The sequence below is a fragment of the Halorhodospira halochloris genome (assembly GCF_002356555.2).
Lineage (GTDB): Bacteria > Pseudomonadota > Gammaproteobacteria > Nitrococcales > Halorhodospiraceae > Halorhodospira > Halorhodospira halochloris.
In genome coordinates this window covers 1,966,777-1,987,197 of record NZ_AP017372.2, presented here as the reverse complement: position 1 = coordinate 1,987,197, position 20,421 = coordinate 1,966,777, and the positions used below count along the sequence as shown (strand labels likewise).

At 58.2% G+C, this 20,421-nt stretch carries 19 protein-coding genes; 17 read left to right on the top strand and 2 right to left on the bottom strand.

Features of this window, described 5'->3' with window-relative positions; all coding sequences use genetic code 11:
• Window positions 1–4 precede the first annotated feature (4 nt).
• The 7 genes from trpE to rpsI all read left to right on the top strand — a co-directional run bounded on the left by trpE (window position 5) and on the right by rpsI (window position 6,069).
• A complete protein-coding gene (gene trpE / locus HH1059_RS09075) occupies window positions 5–1,489 on the top strand; it encodes an anthranilate synthase component I (RefSeq protein WP_096409856.1) in 1,485 nt (494 codons plus the stop codon).
• Window positions 1,486–2,070 carry an anthranilate synthase component II gene (locus tag HH1059_RS09070; protein WP_096409855.1) on the top strand — a complete coding sequence of 195 codons (585 nt, stop codon included), beginning with the start codon at window positions 1,486–1,488 and terminating at the stop codon, window positions 2,068–2,070. Before trpE ends, HH1059_RS09070 begins: the two co-directional genes overlap by 4 nt.
• 2 nt (window positions 2,071–2,072) lie before the next feature.
• On the top strand, window positions 2,073–3,095 hold the full coding sequence (gene trpD, locus HH1059_RS09065) for an anthranilate phosphoribosyltransferase (RefSeq protein ID WP_096409854.1): 1,023 nt from the start codon (window positions 2,073–2,075) through the stop codon (window positions 3,093–3,095).
• Window positions 3,092–3,922 carry an indole-3-glycerol phosphate synthase TrpC gene (gene trpC / locus HH1059_RS09060; protein WP_170113005.1) on the top strand — a complete coding sequence of 277 codons (831 nt, stop codon included), beginning with the start codon at window positions 3,092–3,094 and terminating at the stop codon, window positions 3,920–3,922. Before trpD ends, trpC begins: the two co-directional genes overlap by 4 nt.
• A 353-nt stretch (window positions 3,923–4,275) precedes the next feature.
• Entirely contained in the window at window positions 4,276–5,094 is an 819-nt protein-coding gene (gene speD / locus HH1059_RS09055; protein WP_096409853.1) for an adenosylmethionine decarboxylase, read from the top strand.
• Between the two features lie 131 nt (window positions 5,095–5,225).
• Window positions 5,226–5,654, top strand: a complete 429-nt coding sequence (gene rplM / locus HH1059_RS09050) for a 50S ribosomal protein L13 (protein WP_096409852.1) — start codon at window positions 5,226–5,228, stop codon at window positions 5,652–5,654.
• A 22-nt stretch (window positions 5,655–5,676) separates the two neighbouring features.
• Entirely contained in the window at window positions 5,677–6,069 is a 393-nt protein-coding gene (gene rpsI / locus HH1059_RS09045) for a 30S ribosomal protein S9 (RefSeq protein WP_096409851.1), read from the top strand.
• Window positions 6,070–6,118: 49 nt separating this feature from the next.
• Here rpsI and HH1059_RS09040 read toward each other — a convergent pair whose 3' ends face one another.
• On the bottom strand, window positions 6,119–6,925 hold the full coding sequence (locus HH1059_RS09040; RefSeq protein ID WP_096409850.1) for a class I SAM-dependent methyltransferase: 807 nt from the start codon (window positions 6,923–6,925) through the stop codon (window positions 6,119–6,121).
• 49 nt (window positions 6,926–6,974) lie between these two features.
• On the opposite strand from HH1059_RS09040, the gene HH1059_RS09035 reads away from it, so the two are divergent.
• The 5 genes from HH1059_RS09035 to HH1059_RS09015 all read left to right on the top strand — a co-directional run bounded on the left by HH1059_RS09035 (window position 6,975) and on the right by HH1059_RS09015 (window position 11,715).
• Entirely contained in the window at window positions 6,975–8,780 is a 1,806-nt protein-coding gene (locus HH1059_RS09035; RefSeq protein WP_096409849.1) for a PHA/PHB synthase family protein, read from the top strand.
• Window positions 8,781–8,829: 49 nt separating this feature from the next.
• Window positions 8,830–9,066, top strand: coding sequence for a hypothetical protein (locus tag HH1059_RS09030; RefSeq protein WP_096409848.1), 237 nt, complete (start codon window positions 8,830–8,832; stop codon window positions 9,064–9,066).
• A gap of 80 nt (window positions 9,067–9,146) precedes the next feature.
• Window positions 9,147–9,638 (top strand): 5-(carboxyamino)imidazole ribonucleotide mutase, encoded by a 492-nt coding sequence (gene purE, locus HH1059_RS09025; RefSeq protein WP_096409847.1) that lies wholly within the window; start codon window positions 9,147–9,149, stop codon window positions 9,636–9,638.
• The gene (locus tag HH1059_RS09020) at window positions 9,635–10,786 is read left to right on the top strand and encodes a 5-(carboxyamino)imidazole ribonucleotide synthase (protein ID WP_096409846.1); all 1,152 of its coding nucleotides are present in this window, start codon (window positions 9,635–9,637) and stop codon (window positions 10,784–10,786) included. The genes purE and HH1059_RS09020 overlap by 4 nt, the downstream gene beginning before the upstream one ends.
• Window positions 10,787–10,806: 20 nt before the next feature.
• The gene (locus tag HH1059_RS09015; RefSeq protein ID WP_096409845.1) at window positions 10,807–11,715 is read left to right on the top strand and encodes a recombination-associated protein RdgC; all 909 of its coding nucleotides are present in this window, start codon (window positions 10,807–10,809) and stop codon (window positions 11,713–11,715) included.
• Between the two features lie 237 nt (window positions 11,716–11,952).
• On the opposite strand, the gene HH1059_RS09010 is transcribed toward HH1059_RS09015, so the two are convergent.
• Entirely contained in the window at window positions 11,953–12,651 is a 699-nt protein-coding gene (locus HH1059_RS09010; protein WP_096409844.1) for an arylesterase, read from the bottom strand.
• Between the two features lie 28 nt (window positions 12,652–12,679).
• Between HH1059_RS09010 and HH1059_RS09005 the strand changes: the two genes are divergently transcribed.
• From HH1059_RS09005 to HH1059_RS08985, 5 genes are read left to right on the top strand one after another with little or no spacing between them, the layout of a single operon-like run.
• Entirely contained in the window at window positions 12,680–13,456 is a 777-nt protein-coding gene (locus HH1059_RS09005; protein ID WP_096409843.1) for an ABC transporter ATP-binding protein, read from the top strand.
• A gap of 4 nt (window positions 13,457–13,460) precedes the next feature.
• Entirely contained in the window at window positions 13,461–16,001 is a 2,541-nt protein-coding gene (locus tag HH1059_RS09000; RefSeq protein WP_096409842.1) for an ABC transporter permease, read from the top strand.
• A 38-nt stretch (window positions 16,002–16,039) separates the two neighbouring features.
• Complete coding sequence (locus HH1059_RS08995) at window positions 16,040–17,509, top strand: LytR C-terminal domain-containing protein (protein WP_096409841.1); 1,470 nt, start codon at window positions 16,040–16,042, stop codon at window positions 17,507–17,509.
• 5 nt (window positions 17,510–17,514) lie between these two features.
• A complete protein-coding gene (locus HH1059_RS08990) occupies window positions 17,515–18,876 on the top strand; it encodes a conjugal transfer protein TraF (RefSeq protein ID WP_162549470.1) in 1,362 nt (453 codons plus the stop codon).
• Window positions 18,851–20,383: a hypothetical protein gene (locus tag HH1059_RS08985; protein WP_096409839.1), complete on the top strand. Its 1,533-nt coding sequence runs from the start codon at window positions 18,851–18,853 to the stop codon at window positions 20,381–20,383. Before HH1059_RS08990 ends, HH1059_RS08985 begins: the two co-directional genes overlap by 26 nt.
• Window positions 20,384–20,421 lie beyond the last annotated feature (38 nt).

The following is a 20,421-nucleotide window of genomic DNA, read 5'->3' as shown; positions in this document are numbered from 1 at the left end:
GGAGATGAAAGAGAACGAATTTAATAGCCTGGCCGAGGCGGGCTACACTCGCATACCGCTGATTCGGGAAGTACTAGCTGATTTCGAGACGCCATTATCAACCTATTTGAAGCTGGCTAGCGGTCCGCGTTCATTCCTGCTCGAGTCTGTCGAGGGGGGAGAGAAATGGGGGCGCTATTCGATAATTGGCCTGCCTGCTCGTAACGAAGTTTGTGTCTATGGCCGCCAAATCGAGTTGCGCCGTGATGGTGAGCTTATTGAGCAAACCGAGGCAGCCGATCCGCTCGCCTGGATCGAGGAATTACAGTATCGGCATCGTGCCGCTCCGCCCTCCGGATTTCCGCAAATGCCCCGCTTCCTTGGCGGGTTGGTGGGTTACTTTGGTTACGATACGGTTCGCTATGTCGAGCCGCGGCTAGCCAACTCGCAGCCCCCTGATGAGCTGGGTCTACCGGATATATACCTGGTTGAGGCCGATGAGGTGGTCGTATTCGACAACCTTGCTGGACGCCTCTATCTGGTCGTACATTGCGATCCCCGCCAAGAGGCTGCGTACGAGTCAGCACTTGGGCGCCTTGAGGAGTTATCCCACCAGCTTGATAAGCCGCTCCCGCGCCAGCGCAAACAGGCTCAAGGCCATGGCGGCACGACACGCAGCGAAGCGCAGTCGAATTTTACTGAGCTCGGTTACGAACAGGCGGTCGAGAAGATTCGCGACTATATTGCCGCTGGTGATGTGATGCAGGTAGTGCCCTCGCAGCGTATCTCCAAACCCTTTCACGCCGAGCCGCTAGATCTTTACCGTGCCCTGCGCTGCACCAATCCATCGCCTTATATGTATTTTCTCGATTGCGGCAATTTTCAGATTGTCGGCTCATCCCCGGAGATATTAGTGCGCCTGGAAGAGGGTGAAGTCACGGTCCGGCCCATCGCCGGTACCCGCAAGCGGGGGGCGACCGAGCAGCGCGACCGTGAACTCGAGGAGGAACTGGTCTCCGACCCTAAAGAGATAGCCGAGCACGTAATGCTTATCGACCTAGGGCGTAATGATGTTGGCCGTGTTGCCGAAACCGGGACCGTACGCCTGACCGAACGGATGGTGGTGGAGCGTTACTCGCAGGTTATGCATATCGTATCCAATGTTGTCGGCCGGTTACGACCTGGGCTGGGGGCGATGGATGTCCTGCGCGCCACCTTCCCGGCTGGCACTGTCAGCGGGGCGCCCAAGATTCGGGCCATGGAGATCATCGACGAGGTCGAGCCGGCCAAGCGCGGGGTCTATGCTGGTGCAGTGGGTTATCTCTCCTGGTCGGGCAACATGGACACTGCAATTGCCATTCGTACTGCGCTAGTCAAGGATGAGCGCGTATATGTTCAGGCCGGCGGTGGGGTGGTAATCGACTCCCTCGCCGAACTCGAATGGAAGGAGACCCTGAACAAAGGTAGGGCGCTGATGCGGGCCGTTGAAATGGCCGAGGAAGGTCTATGATCCTGATGATAGACAATTACGACTCGTTCACCTGGAACTTGGTGCAGTATCTAGGTGAGTTAGGGGCACGGGTCGAGGTGGTGCGTAACGATGAAGTCAATGTTAGCGAGGTTCGTCGTCTGCGCCCGGAGCGCATAGTAATATCACCCGGGCCTTGCACCCCTAACGAGGCCGGCGTCTCGCTGGAGCTGGTTCACGAGATGGCCGCCGAGGTGCCGATCTTGGGGGTTTGTCTCGGCCATCAAACCATTGGCCAGGTCTTCGGCGGTAAGGTAGTGCGAGCCCGCCAGGTAATGCACGGCAAGACCTCACCGGTGCGTCACCGCGGTCAAGGAGTCTTTCGCGGGCTGCCTGAGCCATTGGAAGCGACACGCTACCACTCCTTGGTGGTGGAGCGTGATACGCTGCCGGAAGTACTAGAGGTGACGGCCTGGACCGAAGGCCCTCAAGGTTCGATAGACGAGATTATGGGCGTGCGCCATCGCGAGCTGCCGGTCGAAGGCGTGCAGTTCCATCCTGAGTCGATATTGACCGCTAATGGCCATGAGCTACTGGCCAACTTCCTCAACAAAGGGTTCTAGCTATGGACATGCAATCCGCTATTCGCCGCGTAACCGAAAGGCAGGATCTGAGCAGTGCCGAGATGACAGAGGTAATGGGCACTATCATGAGCGGCGGGGCAACGCCGGCACAGATCGGCGGCTTTCTCATCGGCTTGCGCATGAAGGGTGAGACCGTAGCCGAGATAGCTGCGGCGGCGGCGGTTATGCGCGAGCTTGCCGAGCGAGTAGAGGTTGGTTTAGAGGGCGTTCTCGATACATGCGGGACCGGCGGTGATGCTAGCGGTACCTTGAATGTGTCGACTGCCGCTGCCTTTGTCGCCGCGGCGGCGGGTGTGCCGGTTGCCAAGCACGGCAATCGTTCGGTCTCCGGGCGCAGCGGCAGCGCCGATGTTCTCGAGGCGGCCGGAGCCAGCCTGGATCTCGATTGTGCTGCCCTGTCACGCTGCATTGAGCAGGTCGGCGTGGCCTTTATGTTCGCCCCTCTCCACCACGGGGCGATGAAGCACGCTGTGGGGCCGCGCCGGGAGATGGGGGTCAGAACCCTGTTTAACGTCCTCGGGCCACTGACCAATCCGGCCGGTGCGCGGCGTCAGCTGCTCGGCGTCTATGCCCCGCAGTGGGTGCGACCGATTGCCGAAGTGCTGCGTGAGCTGGGCAGTGAAAGGGTCTTGGTGGTTCATGCAGAAGATGGCTTGGATGAGCTGAGCATAGCCTCGCCGAGTCTTGTTGCCGAGCTCGTCGACGGCGATATTCGTGAATATAAGATTACCCCGCAAGAGCTGGGGATACGTGAGGCTCCGCTCAGTGAAGTCCAGGTTGCCGGCGCCGAGGATAGTCTGCGGCTAATCACCTCCGCCTTCTCAGGTGAGAGTAGCGCGGCAGCTGAACTAATCGCCCTAAATTCAGGTGCAGCCATATATGCCGCCGGGGGAGTCGACAGTTTGCAGGCTGGGGTTGATCACGCCAAAGATCTGATGGGTTCTGGTGCGGCTGCCGCAAAACTGCACAGCTTTGTGGAAAAAACCCGGGAGTTGGCTGGATGAGTGATGAGTTGTCGGCAACGCCGGATATCCTGCGGCGGATTCTGCGCCGTAAGGCCGAGGAAGTAATTGAGCGGGCCGAGCGACGTTCGCTGCGTGAGCTTGCCGCTCAGGTGGAAGATTTGCCGCCTACTCGTGGTTTTTGGGAGGCGCTAGCCGAGCGGCTGGATGCCGGGCAACCGGCGGTGATCGCCGAGCTAAAGCGTGCCTCGCCGAGCAAGGGGGTTATCCGCGCCGACTACGACCCGGATGCTATTGCTAGCGACTACGCGAACTCGGGCGCTGCCTGCCTTTCGGTTTTAACCGACAAAGATTTCTTTGGTGGCGATGACAGCCACCTTCAGGCCGCCCGCAACGCCGTGCAGCTGCCGGTACTGCGCAAGGATTTCACCATTGATACCTACCAGGTCTATGAGGCACGGGTATTGGGTGCCGACTGCATCTTGCTGATTGCTGCGGCTCTCGGTGATGCACAGCTGGCCGAGTTGCATGCCCTGGCCCTGGAGTTGGGGCTCGATGTATTGATAGAGGTGCACGATGCTGAGGAGCTGGAGAGGGTAGCTGCCTTTGGCCCCGGCCTTATCGGCATCAATAATCGTGATCTGCACACCTTTACCACCGACCTTGCGACCACAGAAGGCTTGGCGCCTCGGGTGCCGGAGTCGGCCTTAACTGTAACCGAAAGTGGTATCCACACTAGCTCCGATGTGGCCCGGATACGCGCTGCGGGAGTGCATAGCTTCCTGGTCGGCGAGGCATTCATGAGCGCACCTAGCCCTGGCCAAAAGCTAGTCGAGCTATTCGCCGATTTGTCTACTGGGCGCCTCTAAAACCTCCCCGGCCCACTACTCAATGGTCGCGGTGTGGAGGGCGCCGTTAATCCATCCCTGGAGGTTTCCTGGCGCCATCCCCGGCGCCAAGACCACCATGCCGGGTCAGTTGAGTGGCCGGGGGGTGTTAAATGTTCCCTACTGCAAAAGATCCCAAATAATTGTTATAATTGAAAATGTTCAGGCAGTAAGACTGATCCTCAGGCCTGAACAAGTTCCGGTCGAGAAATATTTCAGTTAGGGTGGTAGCAACTCTGCGCAAAATGTGCATAATTTGCACCTCCCGTGGCGGTCGTTTCGCATCGCCGGGGAGCAATTGCCATCCACCAGACGAAAAAGAGAGGGTATAGGCGTTGGTGGATTATAGCCGGATCCGTCTACACGGGTTCAACAACCTTACCAAATCGCTGAGCTTCAATATATATGACGTCTGCTATGCCAAGACTGAGGCACAGCGGCGTGATTATATTGAGTATATTGATGAAGAGTACAACGCTGAGCGCCTGACCGAGATCCTGACTAATGTCGCTGAGATTATCGGGGCGAATGTGCTCAATGTTGCCCGCCAGGATTACGATCCGCAGGGTGCCAGCGTTACTATTCTTATCTCCGAAGGTCCGGTAAGTGCCGAAGAGGCCGAAGAGTGTGCCGAGGCACGACCGGGGCCGCTACCTGGAGATGTGGTCGCTCACCTTGATAAGTCCCACATCACGGTGCATACCTACCCAGAGATGCACCCTGACAAAGGGGTGAGCACTTTTCGTGCCGATATCGATGTATCCACTTGTGGAGTCATATCGCCGTTGACGGCGCTTAATTACTTAATTCACTCCTTCGATTCCGATATAGTCACCATGGATTATCGGGTCCGCGGCTTTACCCGGGACATCGAAGGTGGTAAACACTTCATCGATCATGAGATCAACTCGATCCAAAACTACCTCTCCGAGGATACCAAGGAGCGCTATCAGACTCTCGACGTTAACGTTTATCAGGAAAACATCTTCCATACCAAGATGATCCTGCGCGAGTTTGATCTCGACAACTATCTATTCGGTGAGTCTAGCGCCGATCTCGGCGATGAAGAGCGCGAGCAGATTCGTCGCAATCTGCGCCGCGAGATGATGGAGATATTTGCCGGGCGCAATCTGCCAGCCAACCAGGAAGTCTAGTTGTACACTTCAGCTAGACCCTCCCCGCCGGTCGCCGCTGATCACTGTATGGTGACCAGGCGGGGTGCGGCTGTTGATAAAATTGCCCGAGTTGTTTAACATTCCCGCTCTTCAAGGGAGAGATCTTAGCAATGAAGACATATAGCGCCAAACCAGCAGAGGTGCAGCGCGACTGGTATTTGGTTGACGCCACCGATAAGACACTCGGGCGTCTGGCCAGCGAGATAGCCTATCGCCTGCGCGGTAAACACAAAGCGGTTTATACGCCTCACGTCGATACCGGCGATTACATTGTGGTAGTTAATGCCGACAAGGTCAGACTGACCGGTCGCAAAGAGAGTGACAAGCATTATTTTTGGCACACCGGGTACCCAGGTGGCATGAAGCGCAGGACTGTAAGCGAGATGCGTGAGCAGCATCCCGAGCGCATCGTAGAAAAGGCAGTGCGCGGCATGATGCCGAAGAACCGTCTGGGTAGGGCGATGACCAAGAAACTTAAAGTCTACGCCGGCAGCGAGCACCAGCATCACGCTCAGCAGCCGCAACCGCTCGAGATTTGAGCTGAATCAGGATAGAGCAGAAATGGCTAATCAGCAGTACTACGGAACTGGGCGCCGCAAGACTTCCAAGGCACGGGTTTTCCTAACCCCGGGTAGTGGCAGCATAACCGTCAACGGGCGCCCCCTCGATGAATACTTCGGTCGTGAGACCGGTCGGATGATAGTCCGCCAGCCGCTGGAACACGTCGATGCCACAGACAAATTCGACATTAAGGTGACGGTTCGCGGGGGCGGCTCCAGTGGTCAGGCTGGCGCGGTTCGCCACGGCATTGCTCGTGCGCTGGTCAACTATGATGAGGACCTGAAATCGCCGCTGCGTCGCGCTGGCTTTGTCACTCGCGATGCGCGAATGGTTGAGCGGAAGAAGATCGGTCTCCACAAGGCCCGTCGCGCGACCCAGTTCTCCAAGCGCTAAACTGCCACGGCTTTGTTATAGGCCGTTGCTCGCGGCGTATAGCAGGTGCTTATTCGTAGATGTCGAATCTTATGGATTTCCCTGCTATATGCCGGATCGGTCGGTGTCCGGCGAGGGGCGAGGCTCGGAGTGGGCGTTTAACGGCTACCCGCTGCTTCGCGCATGATAGTGCTCGCCGGATCAGCAACTCCTCGTCGCTAGGGCTAGGTTTGCCGATCAGTGCCTGGAGTGTCTGGGCCTCTTTGCCGACGCCGCCGCGCATGCTTGAGAGTGGATACATTGGGTCGAGGTAGACGACGTCTGCCTGACTGAGGCTGGGCAAGATACATTCAGCCTGGCCGAAGAGTAGTTTTAGGCGATCAACCGCTTCCCTTAGCCTTTCCTGCCCCCCAAGGGCCGAATCCCGGGCCAGTTCGATGGCCTGATTGAGCATCAATGCTAGAGTGGGGCTGGATTCGATCCACCTTACCTCAGCCCCTAGCCACGCCAGCACCAGTCCGTCGCGGCCTAGCCCGGCGGTGGCGTCGACTACCGTCAGATCACGGCGCCGATGCAGCCCGATTGCCTTAACTAAAGGGTCACGGCGCACTGCAATGCCCTTGAGCCGGCGTAAGATTTGCGCTGCGGTAAAGTCGACCGTTACCGGCTTAGGGCGCCCCTGTGTGGTTATTAGCTCAAGCCCTGCAGGTTGATCGGCGATTAGCGCAACGCCGTGATCGTCGGGCCTGCCAGTCAGTAACCGCGCCCCGAGCTGACCCGCCCATTGAGCTGCCAAATCTCTTTTTTCGGCGCTTGCTGCCCGTACGCCTAGCAAGCCAGTGTCTATCCTGCTATCGTCTGCGTCGGCGAGATACATTATTTTCCACGGTTACAATCACTACGATTTGCCTAGTTGAGGTAAAGCAATGACTGAGCAGAGCTCAAATCAGCCATCCGCTCCTGATTATGAAGAAATGACGCGCACTTTGCAGGAGATCACCGCCAAAAGTCAGGAGGTGGTCAGTGAATTCCTGCGCCAGGAGCAGTCCGCACAGCATGTTCCGATGGAAGATGCAGCTCAGATGGGGCAGCTCTTTCAACAGCTGAGCACTCGCATGATGGCTGATCCTGCTCGGCTCGTCGAAGCGCAGATGGCCTTTTGGGCCGATTACATGAGCTTGATGCAGAATATGACCCTGCGTATGTGGGGGGCAAACCCAGACCCGGTAGCGCAGCCGGATAAAGGTGATAGGCGTTTTAAACACCAGCACTGGGAAGACCATCCAGTCTTCGATTATATCAAGCAGACTTATCTGCTGACATCAGACTATCTGCATACTGTGGTCAGTGAAGTTGAGGGGCTGGACGACAAGACCAAGAAGAAGGTCGACTTCTACACCCGCGCCTTTATCGATGCCATGGCGCCCTCCAACTTCGCCGTCACCAATCCGGAAGTGCTGGAAAAGACGGCAGAGACCGGCGGCCAGAACCTTCTCCAAGGGCTGAACAACCTGCTCGACGATCTGAAGCGGGGACGCGGTCGGCTGGATATCAAGATGACCGACTACGATGCCTTCGAGGTCGGTAAAAACCTCGCCACTACCCCAGGCAAGGTCGTTTATCAGAACGAACTGATGCAGTTGATTCAATATCAGCCGAATACTGAAAAGGTCCATGCACGGCCGCTGTTATTGGTGCCCGCTTGGATCAATAAGTACTACATCATGGACCTCAGCCAAGATAAATCAATGGTTTCCTGGCTGGTTAACCAGGGCCATACAGTCTTTATTATCTCCTGGAAAAATCCCGACGAGAGCCTGGCCGAGAAACGCTTTGAGAACTATATGCTGGAAGGGCCCATAGAGGCCCTCGACTTGGTCGAGTCGATTACCGGCAGTAATGAGATAAACGTCGTCGGCTACTGTCTGGGTGGGACACTGACTGCCTGCACCCTGGCTTATCTGGCCGCGAAAGGCGATCAGCGGGTCAAGGCGGCTACCTTCCTGACCTGTCTGCTCGATTTTGAGTATCCCGGTGAGTTGGAGGTATTCATAGATGACGATCAGCTCGAAACCCTCGAGCGGCGGATGGACATAAAGGGTTATCTGGATGGTCGGCAGATGTCTACCACCTTCAACATGCTGCGTGCCAATGACTTGATTTGGTCGTTCTTCGTCAACAATTACCTCAAAGGCGACGAGCCGTTTCCTTTCGATCTGCTCTACTGGAACTCTGATTCGACCAACATGCCAGCAAAGATGCACAGCTTCTATTTGCGCAATATGTATCAGCGCAACCTGCTCAAGGAGCCGGGTGGCATCGAGCTGGCTGGTGAGCCGATCGACTTGGCGCGCATTGAGATCCCCGCCTACTTTATGTCGGCGCGCGAGGATCATATCGCGCCGTGGAAAAGCACCATCCGCGGACCGCGTCTGCTGTCCGGGCCGACCAAGTATGTGCTGGGCGGCTCCGGGCACATAGCCGGGGTGATCAATCCACCGCACAAGAATAAGTACGGCTACTGGACCAATACCGATAAGACCGTCGACCAAGAGCAGTGGCTGTCTGGGGCCACTCCTCACGAGGGCTCGTGGTGGAACGACTGGGGCGAGTGGTTGGCGGAACACGGTGGCGCCGAAGTCAAGGCCCGCAAGGTAGGCTCAACCAAGTACAAGCCGATTGAGGATGCTCCTGGGTCGTATGTGCGCGAAGGGGTTTTGTATGATGATTGATTGAGGTAGTATCCGAGTATGGATCCTGCAACCTAGGCGGGGTGTATCCATGGATATTACAACATTCAATCAGCCGGGGATGCAGATAATCCATCGTGCCGACGAGGGGCTTACGCGGACCGCAGCTCAGGTAGCCCGCGAGGCCTCCCGTGCAGATGAGCGTTCGGAAGAGATGGAAACGGCGACGGTCAAGTCGTTCGCCTACGAGCAGCAGGGTTATGCCGGTGTGAGGGTTGTCAGGGCGGTTGATGATACCCTCGGCACCCTGCTCAATATAAAATCCTAACCTCCTGCTGCAGATTTTCCCCGCTGCTATCCTCATCATCTTCGTGTTAGTATCCGACTTTTTTGCGAGGCCAAGTAGCTATGACCGACACGCAACCGCTGGTCGGCGTCGTAATGGGGAGCCGTTCCGATTGGGAGACCATGCGTGGGGCGGCAGAAGTGCTCAGTCACTTCGATGTAGCCCATGAGTGCCGGGTTGTCTCCGCCCATCGTACCCCGCAACTGCTCACCGATTACGCCGAGCAGGCTCGCGGGCGCGGGCTTCAGGCGATTATCGCCGGTGCCGGCGGAGCGGCCCATCTGCCCGGCATGCTCGCCGCTAGCACCACTGTCCCTGTGCTCGGCGTGCCGGTACAGTCAAAGGCGCTCAGTGGCCTCGATTCATTACTCTCCATAGTCCAAATGCCCGCAGGTGTGCCGGTGGCAACATTCGCCATTGGCGAAGCGGGTGCCCGCAATGCTGCGCTGTTTGCGGTAGCGCTGTTGGCCGGGGCGGAGCCAGCCCTGGCTAAAGAGCTAGACTCCTATCGAGAACAGCAGGCGCAGCGCGTTTACAACGAGGAGCTCACGTGAACGCTTCCGCTATACTCCCCGGAGCCAACATCGGCATCCTCGGCGGTGGTCAGCTCGGCCGCATGCTAGCTCTGGCAGCGCGCAGGTCGGGCTATCAGGTGCAGGTGATGGCAACCGAGCGCGGCAGTCCTGCCGGACAAGTCTCTGATCGTTCTTATGGTACCGACCTGCTGCCGAACATAGTCCAGACCTTTGCTAAAGGTGTGGCTGTGCTCACCTACGAGTTCGAAAATATCCCGCTGGATGCCGTCGAGGCAGCGGCCGAAGTTACCCACGTGCGCCCCTCGCCCGAAGCTCTGCGCATTACTCAGAACCGCTCCCTGGAGAAAGACTTCCTGCGCCAGCACGGACTACCGACGGTCGAATTCGAGACGGTTAATAGCTGCGAGCAGGCTCGGGAAGCGCTGCAGCGTATCGGTGTCCCGGCGGTAATCAAGAGCGCCGGGCTAGGCTACGATGGTAAAGGGCAGGTGGTTATAGAGCAGGGCGATGATATCGCTACAGCCTGGACGGTGCTGGGAACCGATTCCGCTGTGGTTGAGTCGCGCATAGATTTGGCCATGGAGGTCTCGGTGGTGGCGGCGCGCAGTATGACCGGCGAGTTTGCCCACTATGGGGTGATAGAGAATCGCCACCGCGACCACGTGCTTGATCTGTCGATAGCCGAGGCGCAAATCGACCCGGCCCTAGTTGACCAAGCGGTGGAGATTGCCCGAACAGTGGGTGAGGGTCTGGATATTGTTGGTACCTATTGCGTGGAGCTGTTTATTGATAGTGCCGGGCAGCTACTTGTCAACGAGATCGCGCCGCGTCCGCACAACTCTGGCCATCTGACCATTGAGGGGGCCGCCACCTCGCAGTTCGATCAGCAGTTGCGCGCCGTGTGCGGCATGCCCCTGGGCAGCACCGAGATTCTCGCCCCAGCGGCAATGGTTAACCTGCTTGGTGACGTTTGGGCGGCTGGCCCGCCGCCTTGGGCGGAGGCCTTCAGCGATCCAGCGGCGACATTGCACCTTTATGGCAAGCGTGATGCGCGCCCGGGACGCAAGATGGGCCATATCACAGTCGTTGGTGCGACCGACCGCGATGACGCCGCACAGCGGGCTATGGCTCTGCGCAGCCGCCTTGCCCCGCACCTTGATAACTGAACCGGGCGGGATAGCTAACCATGTGGTTTCGTAATCTTATGCTCTATCGGCTGCGCGATCGCCTCGCCTATGATGCCGAGGCTGCCGATCAGCAGCTGGCAGCGGCGGCGTTCACCCCGTGCGGTTCGTTGGAGTCGAGTCGTAGTGGCTTTGTCCCGCCGCTGGGTTCGGGCGCGCCGCTGGTCCATGCTGGTGCTGGGTGTCTGCTCTTCTGTCTGCAGGAGGAGAGCAAGCTATTGCCCGCGGCGGTAATCCGCGAGGCCCTGGATGAGCGGGTCAGCGCTCTGGAGGCAGCGGATCAGCGTAAGGTGCGCAAGCGCGAGCGCGATCGTATTCGCGATGAGGTGGTTACTGATCTGCTGCCGCGCGCCTTCAGCCGCCACAAGCGGACCTGGGGTTATATAGACACCCAGGAGGGCTTTCTGGCGATCGATGCCGGCTCAGAAAAACAGGCTGAGGGGTTTCTCGAGCAGCTGCGCGATGCCTGGCCTGAGCTGAGCATTATCGCCCCACAGAGCCAGGATTCACCAGCCACGATCATGACCCGCTGGTTGGCACAGCAGCAAACCCCGGGCGATATCGAGCTTGGTGAAGAGGCGGTGTTGGAGGATCCCAACTCCGAAGGCTGTGAGGTGCGGGTCAAGCGTCAGGATCTTACCTCGGGCGAGATCCGCGCCCATATCGATGCAGGTAAGCGGGTGCGACGCCTAGCATTAACCTGGGCTGAGCGAATGAATTGTGTCCTGGACAGTGATCTGTCCGTGCGGCGGATAAAGTTTCTTGACGTGATTCGTGAGCAGGCCGGCGACCGTGAGGCGCAAAGCGAGGCCGAGCGTCTGGATGGCGATTTCGTGCTGATGGCCTTGGAGTTGCGGGGGCTCTTCCCGCGGCTGCTCGAGTGGTTCGGTGGCGAGGCGCAGGGGCAGTAGCTGGTAAGAATTATTGGGGCATCCTGGGGGAATCCTCTAAGGCTCTCCCCGGGGCCACTCATCTGCCCCGGTGTGGAGGTCTTGGCGCCAGGGATGGCGCCATGAAGCCTCCAGGGATGGATTCACGGCGTCCTCCACACCGGGGCAGATGAGTGCACCGGGGGGTATTTTTTATTATCAGCCTAGGGCGATCGCAAAAAGCTCCTTAGGGGGGATTATCTTCTGACCGGAGATACCCTACTTAACCGAGTCCTCCAGCATATCCCATACTAGTTCAAGGATCTTCGGTTGTGCCGCGGCGCTAGGGTGGATGCCGTCATCCTGCATCATCCCCTCCTTATCCCAGATCCCTTCGAGCAAGAATGGGATCAATTCAATATCGTGCTCCTCGGCCAGCGCCGGGTAGATTTGCTCGAAACGCTCCGCATAGGCCCTACCGTAGTTCGGCGGAATGCGGATGCCGATCAGTACCACCTCGCTGTCGGCCTGCTCGGCAAGCGTAATCATTTCTCTGAGGTTACTCTTTATGCGTTGCGGCGGCTGGCCGCGTAAGCCATCATTACCGCCGAGTTGGATTAGGGTAATGGCCGGCTCATGCTCCTCGAGCGTATCGGGCAGGCGGCGCAGGCCGCCGCCGGTGGTTTCGCCGCTGCGGCTGGTGTTGACCACGCGGTAGTCTAGGCCGTGCTCGGCAAGCTGTTGATCGAGCAGTGCTGGCCACGCCTTGTCGCGCTCGAAGCCGTAGGCGGTGGAGAGAGAGTCGCCGAAGACTAGTATCACGTCGTCATCGGCGGATAGGCTCAGTGGGGCTGAGAGTGAGAGAATAACCAGTAATGAGATCAGAGAGGCCTTTAGCGATCGCCCTAGTCTGCATCCCTCTACCGAGGCCTCACTCAGGCGCTGAAAATAGCGCTTAGCGAATTGCCACAACCACATATCAGTCGAGCACCCTAAATAAAAGCATATGCAGGATCCCATACTAGCATCATCTGCCGGCTCTGGGTCGGCTGAGCGGGGCGCAGCTACTGCGCCGATACTCGCCGCTGAGGCGCTGGGGATGAGCTTCGCCGGGCCCGATGGGGAGGTGACCCTCTTCGCTGATCTCAATCTCAGCGTTGCCCCCGGCGATAGCGTCGCCATCCTCGGCGCCTCAGGCTCCGGCAAATCGACCCTGCTCGGTCTCTTGGCCGGGTTGGAGAGGCCCACCAGCGGGAGGGTCTGGCTCTGCGGCGAGGATATCAGCCCCCTTGATGAGGATGCTCGAGCAGCGCTGCGCGCCGGGCGACTTGGTTTTGTCTTCCAGGCCTTTCATCTGCTGCGCGGGCTGAGCGCCGAGGAGAACGTCCGCTTGGCCCTTGATCTGGCCCCCGGGCGGAGCGATGCACAAGCAGCCCAGGAGGCCCTGCAGTGGGTTGGCCTCGGCCATCGCTTACGCCACCCTCCCGAGCGCCTCTCCGGCGGTGAGCAGCAGCGCGTAGCCCTGGCGCGGGCGCTGGTGACCGGACCGCAGTTACTGATGGCAGATGAGCCCACCGGTAATCTAGATGATGCGACTGGCCGGGAGGTCATAGACCTGCTCTTCGATCTCAATAGGCAGCGCTCGACCACCCTGGTTATGGTCACTCACGATCCCCAGGTCGCCTCGCGCTGTCGGCGGATCTGCTCGTTCCGTGATGGCGTTCTTAGCGAGCTTGCCAGCGTTGACGAGGCGTTGCGGGACGTACAGCGTGAGCGGAGCTAGCTCAATGGCAGGCAACCGGCAGCGGGGGACAACCGCCAAGGCTAGCGTGCAGCTTGCCATGCGGCTGCTGGTCGTCGACCTGCGCGCTGGTCACTTAGGCATCCTCGTTGCCGCACTAGTTGTCGCGGTGGCAGCGGTTAGCTCAGTTGGCTGGGTTACTGAGCGCGCCGGGGCAGCAGCAGAAGAGCGCGCCGCCGAATTGGTCGCAGCCGACCGAGTGGTTCGAGCCAATCAGCCGGTTCCCGCCGAGTGGCGCGAGCAAGCTACTGAACTTGGCTTGGCAGCGGCGCGGATGGTTGAGTTTCCGACCGTGGTCATGCTTGGCGAGCGTAGTCAGCTGGTTGCGGTCAAGGCGGTCGAGCAGGGCTATCCGCTGCGCGGTCAACTGCTCACCAGCGCCCAGCGTGATGGAGAGGAGCAGGATACCACCGGGCCGCCGCCTGACGGCGAGGCGTGGGTGGAACCGCGGCTGCTGGCACTGCTTGACACCGCAACCGGCGAGGAACTCGAACTCGGCGATAAGAGTTTGACGATCTCGCGGTTGATAACGGCCGAGCCGGATCGGGCGCAGATCTTTGGTGCCCTCGGGCCGCGGGTGTTGATTAGTTGGTCGGACATGGAGTCTAGCGGGCTCGTTGTCGAAGGCTCACAAGTGCGCCATGCCCTTTTGCTCGCCGGCGATCAACAGGCTCTCGATGCCTTTGCTGCCTGGCTAAAAGATGATGCCTCGGGGCCGGCGCAGGAAGCAGAGGTGTTGACCGGCAGCGAAGCGCAGCCGGCGGTCGAGACGATCACCGCCCAGGCCGAGCGTTTTCTCGGCCTCGCCGCTTTGATAACCGTAGTCGTGGCTGCCGCCGCGGTGCTTTTAACAGCCCGCCACTATGCCGCAGCGCAGCTTGATCGCATCGCCATGATGCGCGTCCTCGGCGCCCGTCAAGGCACTATCCTGCTCTGCCAAGGCACCATTATCAGCCTATTGGCCCTGTTGGCCGGCCTGTTCGGGGTGGCACTCGGCTATGCCCTGCAGGCGCTGATGCTCGCCCTGTTGAGTGAGGCGTTGCCACCCAACCTCGGCGCCCCTGGGCCGATGCCGGCGTTATACGGCATCGGCGTGGGTATGGTGGCAGCGGCCGGTTTTGCCCTACCCAGTGTAATCCGCTTGCGCCATGTGCCACCGATGCGAGTCCTGCGGCGCAGCGCCGGGTCCGGAGTAGTCCGTTCAATGACGGCCTATCTAATAGCTGGCGCCGTACTCATAGGCCTATTGCTGCTCCAGGCCGGTGATCTTCAACTCGGGCTGACCATAACCGGGGTGCTGCTGCTGACCCTGATGGCGCTCGGTTTAGCCGCCGGGCTGGTGATCCTTCTGGCGGCATGGCTGCGCCGGCGCTCGGCTGGGCGGCTGTGGTGGCTCAGTGGGCCAACCCGGCGCCCGGCAGCAACCCTGGCTCAAGTAGTAGCCGTAGGGGTCGGGCTGATGGCCCTGCTTACCCTGAGCGTCGTCCACGACGACCTGCTCGATACCTGGCAGGATAGTATCCCCGCGGATGCCGCCGATACCTTCATGATCGACCTTGCCCCGCACGAGGTTGAGCCACTGCGTGACTACCTAGCCGCCGAACTCGGCCGCGATATCAACTTATTTGCCATGGTTCGCGGCCGGTTGGAGGCCATATCCGGGGAGCAGATAAGCGTCGAGGATTACGATTCGCCCCGCACACGGCGGATGGTCTCCCGCGATGCCAATCTTACCTGGGCCGATGAGCTGCCTGCGGATAACGAAGTCATAGCAGGCAGCTGGTGGGGCGATGAGCCGGGCGCGGAGTGGTCGGTGGAGGAGAGCTATGCCGAGCAGCTGGGTATCGAGGTGGGCGATGAGCTGAGCTTTGTCATTGATGGCGAAACGGTAAGAGGCACTGTCACCTCGCTGCGCGAGGTGAGCTGGATCAGCTTTAATCCAAACTTTTTCGTTATTGCAGCGCCCGGGTTGCTCGATGCCGATCACCCGGAGTACATAACCAGTTTTCGGTTAGGAGAGGAGTCAGATCGCCTGCTGGCGGAATTAAGTCAACGTTTTCCGGGCGCGACGCCGATCGACGTGGGGGCGATTATCGCCACCGGGCGCGAGATTGTCGATCAGGGTGTACGGGTAGTGGAGATTATCGCCTCCTTGACTCTGCTGGCCGGGCTGATAGTGCTGTTGGCGGCGCTGCGCACCGCCGCCGCTGAGCGGCGTTTTGAGGCCTCACTGATGCGCGCTTTGGGGGCTTCGCGGCGCCGCCTGGGGCGGGCTGCAGTGGCTGAATTGGCCTTCACCGGCGCACTGGCTGGGGCCTTGGCAGGGGTTGGGGCTGCTGCCGGTGGTTACTTCGCCGCGCGCGAGCTGTTTGAGCTTGATTACTCATTCCCGTGGCTGGTTGTTCTGCTCGGCCTCTTAGCGGGTGCGATCCTGGTGGCTACCGCGGGGTGGTTGGGGGCGCGGCGTGATTGGCGCTCGAGCCCAATGGAGCTGCTAAGGGCCGGCGAGGCCCATGGGAGCTTATGAAACTCAGTTATGCCTAGCAGCTAAACTTGACGCGGTTTATGCCGCTAGGAAAAGATAGGCGCAAAGATATAGACAAGGCTACTATGCTAGGACTATTCGGTGGGGGAGAAAAACTGGCTAAATGGCGGCTATCGGTAGCGATTATCCTGGGTGGGGCAGCACTAGGGGCGCATGCCTACGACTTCCGCGGGGGCGGGGTGCTACCCGATGGGTCGAGTGAGCATCGATTGACCTTCTCTAGCCATAGCTGGGAACAAGATGAGCGTGATGAAGATTTACTGATAGCGAATCCTGCCTTTCGCTACGGCATATCCACCGGGCACGACATAGAGATTGGCCTGCCGGTGCGCCAGGTTGATGATAAGAGGGATTTGCACGGGGTTGAGTTCGCCTTTGGCTTTCCGCTCGCCGCTGATGCCGATAACGATAGTCATGTAACCCTCACTGCCCATGGCCGGTTACTGCCAACCGATGAGCCCTGGCTGGGTAGTGGCAGTGAAGGGGCGGGACTAGCCCTACATATAGGACAGCGGATAGGTGACAGTGCTGCCCGAGTTGATGGGTTCCTGGGCTTGGAGAGGGCTGATGTTGCTTACCGAGACCAGGAGGGCTATGAAGCTATTAATCGGCTGCGTTATGCCACTCGCCTTGAGCAAGGACTGGGGCAGAGTTTGGCCCTGAGCGCTGAGCTTGAGACCCATATAGGTTTGAGCGGTGAAGAGGTACAGAATCAGTTTGCCTTATATGTGCGCCCCGGCCTGCGCTGGAGCCCGACTCCGCATAGCGATTGGCGGCTAGTATATGGCCAGGAAGTGGTAGAACGTGAAACGGCACCGAGCGATACTATCCAGCTCACCTTCGTCTATACCCCGGAACCACGGGAATCGCGGCAGAGCCTTACTGCGCGCATCGAGCAGCTAGAGGCAGAAAAACGCCGCTTGGCGCAGAACGATGAGCAGCTCTTTGCCCGTACCGCCTCACTGCGCCGCGACAGTGAATCGCAAGATGAACGCTTGACTGAATTGGGTGACGAACTGAGCGCTGAGGCTGAGAGTCTCCGCACCAATTTATCCTTCCTGGGCAGCCGCACGGCGGATAATCGGGATGCTATAGAGCGTCTGGAGCGGCGTTCCGGGGCCTTGCATATCGAAGTTGTTAACCGCTCGGGTGAGCGTGCGCCGGCTAGTCAGCTGATCGAGGAGTTGGAACGCCAGGGCCACAGGATAGTGCGGCGCGTAGAAAGAGTCGACGAGCCGCCCCGCGATGTTACTGAGGTCCATTATCGGGAGGGGTTTGTAACTGCAGCAACAACTCTGGGCGAGACCCTTCCAGGCAGTCCTGAGGTAAGCGCTGCCGATCCCGAGATCCCCCGCGGGGCAAATGTGCGCATAATCGTCGGTGCTGACTTCCCCGTAGAGGAGCCTGCCCCGGAAGAGGCAGGCCCGGATGAGGCGGATGACGAGGATGCCGACACCGGGGACACTGCCGCTGAGGATGATGAGGAGTGATGCCGATGCGGGATCGGGATGTACAGCAGGATAGTAAGCCGGCACTGCTTGACCGTGTTGCCAATACCGCCCTGTTAACCGGCTGGGCCATGTTGGCACTAGGTGGGGCGACGCTAGCCGGAACCGCGACGGCGTCACCGACTGCCGGCCTAAGTTCAGGCAGTTCCCTGACCCTCGGCAACGTCAGTCACCCCCATGCCCGCGATACCAGCATTAACCCCGCCGCATCGCCGATCGGTCCAGCCTTCTCGACCAGTATTCTGCGCGTCGGGGCTGGTGCGGAGTTGGGTCCTGTTGATGATCTTATCGATGAGTTGGATGAGCTGCAGGATGATTTGGACGGTGATTTCAATACTATAGCTGATGCTGAGGATGCCCGGGACAAGGCCAACGAATTTCTTGTCCAGGCCGGCGAGGACGGCTACGCCAAGCTATCGGCCTTTGGCCACGTTCCGATAACCCCGCTGAGCATGCAGCTGCCGTGGGGAGATGGCGGGATCTCGCTGGATGTGCGCTTTACCGGCCAGGCCCGTTTGGGGATATTGGACGCCCCGGTGAATGCCTATGCAGATGGTGGAGATTTTGGCATCGAGACAGATACCTCCCTCTACATCAAGGGTGCGGTGCTGCGCGAGATAACCTTTGGTTACGGCCACAACGTCTGGCAGGGGGAGCGAAGCGAGCTGCTGCTTGGTTTTTCTTTGACCCACTACCAAAGTGATCTATCCAAGATCGTTATCCCGCTCCAGGATGCCGACGATGTAGGCGATACCATAACCGATGAGTATGACGCTAACCAAAAACAGGATACCGACATCGGCGCTGGTTTAGGCTTGCTCTGGAACTCGGATTACTACCGCTTCGGCATAGTCGGGCGCAACCTTAATCAGCCGGAGCTCGAGTTCGGGGCGATCGGCCAATGCTGCCATGAGCTCAGTGGTGACGCCCAAGAGCGTTGCACAATGGCTCAGCAATTTGGCGATCGCATAGACCTTGAGGAGACCTGGACCCTTGATCCGCAGATGTCCTTAGAGGGGGCAATATATAACCAAGATCAAAGCTGGGTCCTGGCTGCCTCCTACGATACCAATTCGGTAAAAGACCCAGTAGGCGATGAGCAGCAGTGGTTTGCCGTGAGCGTATCAACCGTGCCGCAGGCGCGCTTGCTGCCGGAATGGCGCTTTGGCTACCGGGAGAACATGGCTGGAAGCGAATTGACGTATGTCACCACCGGTTTTACTCTTTTTAGAAGTTTTAGCCTTGACATCGCATATGGGCTTGAAAATGTAACCCATACGAGTGATGATGATGAACAAGACTATCCACGTTCGGTGATGTTCAATGTTGGACTTGATCTCGCGTTTTAACCATAAAACCTTCCGTACCAACGTCGCTTGGCGATCAGCCCTGGTGGCTTCGCTGCTGCTTTTTGGTGTCACCGGCTGTGACGATGCCTCTGATCAGGATACCGGCGATGACCCGGCATCTTTTGAAGGGCGCGCTATCGATGGACCAGTAGCCGGTGGCAGGGTCTATCTGGACCGCTCTGAAACCGATTACGTTGAGGGCATCAGCAGATCAAGAACTGATCGAGACGGCAAGTTCGAACTAAAAGATGTCGCCGTAGGCGGCATGGATCGCGTCATCCTCCGTGTCCATCAAGGCCGCGACCAGTGGCATGGCCTGCGCATTCCAGTAACCATGAGCCGCCATTTTGAGGATGTATCGCCGGGCGATGAGCTAGACCGCGTTTACATCACGCCACTTACCTCGCTGATGAGTCATATGGGTAGTGATGGCAAAGCCGATTTTGTCGAATGGCTGAATAATGAGCATGACGATATAAACAGCTTACTTCAGAGCGACGTGGAAGGAGACTATCTTGATTTCGATGATAACTCCTATTCCGATAAGGAGCGTTTGCTGCTTATTCGTACGGGGTTTCGGGCCCAGAAACTGGCAGAGGTTATCGCGGAAGAAATACATGATAAATACGAATTGAACACCCAGAAGGGTCGTTTTGTTTACCAGGCACTAGCTGAAAATTGGGTTAGGCAAAGTGGCCCGGATAGTGACGGAATTGGTGGCTTTGTAGAGGACGTAGTTGAAAGCGCATTCGATCTAGCTGCTAGTTATGCTAATGAAGAAAAACTGGAATGGGAGTGGCAAGGTGACGATAAACGTCCCCGTGACAACCTGAAATGGCTTTGGAAGCTGATTGGAAGTGAGGAAGATGGTAATAACGGCTTCGATGGCGGCTTATTTAGGCATGTGCTGCATGATGACGATGATTTTACATTCGATGAAGCTAACGTAGCCGCCCGTGCTCGAGCTATAGAAGCAGCTACTCTGGTTCTGCGAGAGGAACCGGATTGGGATGGTGATAATGACAGTGGGTTTAAAGAGATTGCCAAGTTTTTAGCGGAAATTGGCATTAAGGCTGACGATGACGACGACTGTGGAAGTAATAAAGAGAAGTGCTTTGGTCCTTCCTTGAATGTTGAGGGGTTTGCACGCGGAGAGGATAATAGTCTCCTTAAAGAGGGTAAAAATGCAAATCCCGATAAATGGCAGCGCGGTAAGAAACTGACCGATGTCATAGATGGTAAGGAAATTGAATACGGTGACGACGACCATGCAATAAGCTTCGAGAAAGACGATGATGGCAATTATAAGGCTAAAGTTAGACATAAAGACCTCGGCGATGAAGAGATAGAATTCAACGTTGAGGACCTTGATGGTTACAGCATGTCGGTAGAGACCGAAGTTGGAGGGTCAAGTTTCTCAGGGAATCTGCGCAAGACAAGCGATGATAAATGCGAGTTCGAGTTCCAGGGAGAGATCTACGAAGATATTGATTGCTCGGACCAGTAGGGTTAGAACCCGGGACCCGCTCTGCGGGCTCCGGCTTC